The 5,316-nt window shown below is 29.6% G+C and carries 7 protein-coding genes; 2 read left to right on the forward strand and 5 right to left on the reverse strand.

The window, feature by feature from the left end:
• Positions 1-225 precede the first annotated feature (225 nt).
• Positions 226-393, reverse strand: a complete 168-nt coding sequence (locus tag CN514_RS20785) for a hypothetical protein (protein WP_217993950.1) — start codon at positions 391-393, stop codon at positions 226-228.
• 249 nt (positions 394-642) lie between these two features.
• Positions 643-1,191: a histidine phosphatase family protein gene (locus tag CN514_RS20790; RefSeq protein ID WP_098234219.1), complete on the reverse strand. Its 549-nt coding sequence runs from the start codon at positions 1,189-1,191 to the stop codon at positions 643-645.
• A gap of 279 nt (positions 1,192-1,470) precedes the next feature.
• On the opposite strand from CN514_RS20790, the gene CN514_RS20795 reads away from it, so the two are divergent.
• The gene (locus tag CN514_RS20795) at positions 1,471-2,283 is read left to right on the forward strand and encodes a MerR family transcriptional regulator (RefSeq protein WP_098234220.1); all 813 of its coding nucleotides are present in this window, start codon (positions 1,471-1,473) and stop codon (positions 2,281-2,283) included.
• A gap of 87 nt (positions 2,284-2,370) precedes the next feature.
• On the forward strand, positions 2,371-3,054 hold the full coding sequence (locus tag CN514_RS20800) for a DUF554 domain-containing protein (RefSeq protein WP_098234221.1): 684 nt from the start codon (positions 2,371-2,373) through the stop codon (positions 3,052-3,054).
• Between the two features lie 628 nt (positions 3,055-3,682).
• Here the strand turns inward: CN514_RS20800 and CN514_RS20805 are convergent.
• The 3 genes from CN514_RS20805 to CN514_RS20815 form a co-directional block, all read right to left on the reverse strand.
• Complete coding sequence (locus CN514_RS20805; RefSeq protein WP_098234222.1) at positions 3,683-4,105, reverse strand: VOC family protein; 423 nt, start codon at positions 4,103-4,105, stop codon at positions 3,683-3,685.
• 131 nt (positions 4,106-4,236) lie between these two features.
• Positions 4,237-4,707 carry a hypothetical protein gene (locus tag CN514_RS20810; RefSeq protein WP_098234223.1) on the reverse strand — a complete coding sequence of 157 codons (471 nt, stop codon included), beginning with the start codon at positions 4,705-4,707 and terminating at the stop codon, positions 4,237-4,239.
• 126 nt (positions 4,708-4,833) lie between these two features.
• On the reverse strand, positions 4,834-5,316 hold a 483-nt coding region (locus tag CN514_RS20815; RefSeq protein WP_098234224.1), incomplete at its 5' end, for a cysteine hydrolase family protein.

Consider the following 5,316-nt stretch of genomic DNA (forward strand, 5'->3'; position numbering starts at 1 on the left):
TTCCTTAATGATTAATAAAATTCATCCTTTAATAAAAAAGTGCTATAACTTGTTTCTTTTGGGAAACCTAAAACCTCGGTTAGCTCTATTCTTATATATCCTTGTTTGCCTTTAAGTTCAAATGCATACACTTTAATCATCCTTCTTCATTAATTGCTTTGGTTCAACCATAACAAAATACGAGTTATTTTAACAAATTCTAATTCAACTAAACTACCATTTAGTTTAATACTTTTTCGAATAAATATAATCCGTATCTGTATCAATAACAAAATCTACTTCGATTTCATCATCGAAGGGTAACTGTTCAAAACGGTGTAATCGACAAAACACATCTGGTAGATCACTAATGTCATTTATCATACTTAATGCCTGTAAATATTTTTGTTTCAATTCTTTTTTAGAACACTTCCTACCTGTACTTGGGTAAATTATCCATCAATTCCGACGATCATAATAGTCACGACTAGTTGCTAACCAATCAATATAGCTTAAATTTTAATAGTATTTCCTTCATATAATCATATTCTCTCAACTAACCTGCCAGTTAGTCACATAAGAAAATCAAAAATCTGCTTTAACAGAGCCTTTATTTTAAATAATTTGTTTACTTAGAATTTTATTTTTTTAGTACCAACTTTCTTATTCAACTTGCCACAAACGCTCACAATCAAACTCATTATTCTTACACTTCAAAAGATAAATATCAGGATTGCTTAAGCTTTTCCAATTCCTAAAACCAAATTCTTTGTTAAACTGTTTTAAAATTAAAGACATCAAATTCCCATGAGTTACAACGATTGTAATTTGATTTTCACTTTTGATGATTTCATCTATTACGCTTATTGCACGATTAGTAGCTTCTTGACTTGATTCGCCGCCATCGAATTTCAATTCCATATCTTCAAATGTGGCTTCTAATTTTTCAAGCCAGTCTGGTAAATCAATCGAGCTTAGCTTACGTTCAGACAGTCGCTCATCGAGAACAATGTCTATTTTCTTTTCATTACTTGTCGGTTCGATTGTTTGAATTGCTCGTAAAAAAGGGCTTGAAATAATTTGGTCAATTTTAATCTTTGAGAAAAAACCACTCAAATGCTTAGCTTGTATTAAACCTTGCTTCGTTAGATTCGCCTCATATGGCTGGCCTTCTGCTTCACAATGTCTAATTAAATAAATCTTTTTTTCCATTTTATTTGCTCCCCATTAATTGATTGAATTTTTACTAATTTCCTCTCTTTTTTCTTATATTATCATTAACCATCCTAATTTTGATGATCGAATTTTCCGACTTCCATATTAAACATTTTTTATATTAATTGATGACGACCTGAATTGAATGTATTATTTTAATTACAACAATCATTCGTGAAGATAATTACATTAACTATTTGGGGGTCACTGAAATTAATGAATTTTAGATTATAAGGGATTTAAATTTCATGGCAAAATAGAGGAGTTTTTTAAGAAATGAAAGAGTATTTTACAATTGGTGAAGTATCAAAATTATTCCAAGTCAAAATTGCGACTCTTAGGTATTATGATCAGATTGGTCTCTTATGTCCGGAATTTATCGATAAAAAGACCAATTATAGATATTATTCAACACAGCAGTTTGAACGGTTGAACTCAATAAAATATTTGAGGGCTTTAGATTTACCAATAAACGAAATTATCGATTTTTTTAATAATCGAGAAATTAATGCTCTTGTCGAAATGTTAAAAAAACAAAAAGATGAAGTTGCCCAAAAAAAGAAAGAATTGGAGATTATTGAAACTAAACTATCACGCCGCTTATTGCAAATTGAAGATGCTGTTAGTACACCTTTAGATAAAATATCGGAAATAACACTTCCTGAAATGCATGTAGCATATTTACGCCATGATTACGTTATAGGCGATGATATTGAATTACCTATTACAGAATTAAGGAATAGTTTTGGAATTAATGAGGAAATTTTTTTAGGGAAAATTGGAATCTCGATCTCAGCTTCTAATTTGAAAAATAATGTTTTTGATAAATATTCTAGTATTTTCATGGTACTTGAAGATGGTGATCAGATACCTCCAACCTCCATTCTTATTCCATCAAGAACCTATTTGAGAGTTCGATTTAAAGGTACTCACATTGATGCAGTTGGTTATTATAAAAAATTGTTGAGCTATATGCAAAAACACAAGTATGAATTGTTAGACGATTCGTTTGAAATTACACTTATTGATTATGGCTTTACTAACGATGAAGAAAAGCATGTCACGGAAATTTTATTACCCTACGAGTAAACTTAATAAAAAAATCCACTTGACCCTCTAGTTACTAGAGGGTTTATTTTTTATTAATATACTATTAATAAAAGGAGAAATGGAAATATGTTTGGCACGATTTTTAACACAATGATGATTATAGCCGGGAGCATGATTGGAAGCATCTTTAAAAAAGGGATCAAAGAAGAATATCATGAAATCCTTATGCAGGCGATGGGATTAGTAGCTTTGGGATTAGGGATAAACTCACTAGTACAACATTTGCCTTCCAGTAAATATCCAGTTCTTTTTATTGTAAGTTTAGCCGTAGGTGGATTAATTGGACAAAAACTAAAGTTAGAATCTAGATTTAATAGTTTAGTTAATAAATATTCGAAAGGTAATTTGGCTGAAGGATTATCAACCGCTATTTTATTATTTTGTATTGGAACATTATCTATTTTAGGACCAGTAGAAGCAGCCTTAAAGGGGGATTATACGTATCTCCTTGCAAATGGTACGTTGGATGGCATTACTTCAATAGTTTTAGCATCCACTTTTGGAATCGGAATCATTTTTGCTGGCATTGCTTTATTTACTTGGCAGGGCTCCATCTATTTAATTGCTATACTAATGAAAAATTCTTTAAGTAATGATCTTCTAAATGAAGTGACGATTGTAGGAGGTATATTAATTATAGCGTCCGGCTTAAGTATATTGGGGATTAAGAAATGTAATACTTTAAATCTTCTACCATCATTATTGATTCCTCCTATTGTATTTTTATTTATGCATTTATTCCATTTATAATGATTGGGAAATTAGTTAAGGAAATTAGGGAACCTCACAAAATGGAGGTTCCCTTAATTACTATATAAAAATCAATATTTAAATTAAACAGAGCAAATAATAAAGAATTCTTAAACAAAAAAATTGGAGTTTACCTAAACTCCAATTTCTCTTTCTATATTAATCTGTCTAAAAATAAGTTTATAATTAAAAACTGAAGTTAAAAGTAATTTATTTATCCAGCTTTTTAATTATCCAACCACAAATGATAATAAATGCAACACAGCCAATTCCTACGAGTACCATTAACATTCATTCATTCTCCCCATTTAACGATCCCAGTCAAAATATTTCTATGATAGTGCTTCATTCGTTCAAAATATATTCACAATGTATATAATAACCTTACTCGTCTCCGTCTCAGCCCCCTAAACAAGTTTAAAACCATCTTTGTTCTTGAGAAGAAACAAACTGATTGTGTAAACCGTTCTATTTTTTAAATACTGTACTTACTTTTAATTTGAATCTAGACATCTTTATAAAGCCTATAATCTTATGTAAAATAATTATATCAACTGAGATAATTTTTGTAATGAATAATTATCTGTTTATTCAAACTTATTAGTAAATCTGCAAATTCTCTAGTTTTTTATTTTATTCTATTTGCAAGTGGATGATTGTCTCTAAATTGTATTAAGTCCCATAAGTTTCCGTATAAATCCTTGAATACTGCAACCGTACCATAATCTTCTACTTTCGGTTCTCTTACAAACTCAATTCCTTTTGAAATCATTTCATCATAATCTCTCCAAAAATCATCCGTTCCTAAAAATAGAAAAACTCTCCCACCAGCTTGGTTGCCAATGAATGGCTCTTGCTCTTGTTTTGATGCCTTTGCAAGTAGAATAGTCGTTCCAGAAGAACCAGGTGGACTTACAACTACCCATCTCTTATCTTGTTCAGGCTGATATGTATCTTCAATTAAATTAAAATGTAGTTTCTTCGTATAAAACTCAATAGCCTTATCATAATCTTTTACGACTAATGCAATATGAACGATTGACTGGATCATTTTCTTATCTCCTAACATGTTTTCTATTAAAAGTACTACTAGTTGATCTATAATTCAATCTAACAAATTTCCCTTTATCAATTAATGATCTATTTAGCATAATTAAAAAGACTGCCGAAACAGCCTTCGTATTATTCATTTAATTTAGAAGAAAAAATTGGAATAATGATGATAGTAATAAATATTAATGCCAAAACGATTAATGAATTTTTCCATCTAAAATCATTTTCTCCATCATTATTATGCTGATTTAAGAATTCTTCATATATTTTCGATGAAACAAATTTTCCCGGATCTAGAATTTCACCTGTTTGTTCATCAAGTAAATACGTATCATAATTCGCTGTTTTAAAGAAACGATCTCTTACAGTATCGTATTTTGCAGCAATGGCCACTACATTTTCGTTTGTGTTTTTTTCCTTATTTGTTAAACTAAATTCTTTTTGTTCGACAATCACCGTTGATTTCTTAACATAATAATTAACTTCCTTACGATTATTCTTATCTATTTGATCTAAATAGCGCGATGTTGCATTTGAGGTTGAGACATTAGATAAAAACAACAAAAAGAAACAGAAGATGCAAAATGCAACTCTTTTCATTTATATCCCCCCACTTCTATTCAAATCTACTAAATTATATTCACTAGATTTTTAAATAGTCCTAGAGAGTATTTCTCATCTGACTCATAAATCTGGAGTAGCTAATTTTTTGCTGTAGAAACCCTTTTATTTTATCTCTATTTTGAGATCATCTTCTATAAAATATAAAAATCTATGATTCCACATTTTTTCATAAAAATCAATTGTCTCTTTTGCAGACATGAATGGATTATTTAATGTAGAGGTTGCTCCATTTACCATGAAATTTTCGTAACCTAATCCATGTGCAAATTTAATTGTAGCATCCATACAGTATTCAGTTTGGGCGCCGCAAAATTCTATTTTATGTACTGCCAATTGATCTAAAAGATTTTTTAAGTTTGTTTTAAAAAATGAATTTGCATGTATTTTGTTAATAAAATAATCTTGTTTTTGAACATCTAGATCAGCATGAATAGCCCAAAGTTCTTCTCCAGCTACTAATTCGTTATCACAATGTTGAACAAAAATAATTGGTTTATTTAATTCCCTATATATTGAGATTCTTTTATTTACTTTACTAATTAAATTTTGTAATTCAAATAAATGCTTCTCACCGCTGTAACATAC

This window comes from Bacillus sp. AFS001701, from assembly GCF_002559405.1.
In the GTDB taxonomy this organism is placed as follows: domain Bacteria; phylum Bacillota; class Bacilli; order Bacillales; family Bacillaceae_G; genus Gottfriedia.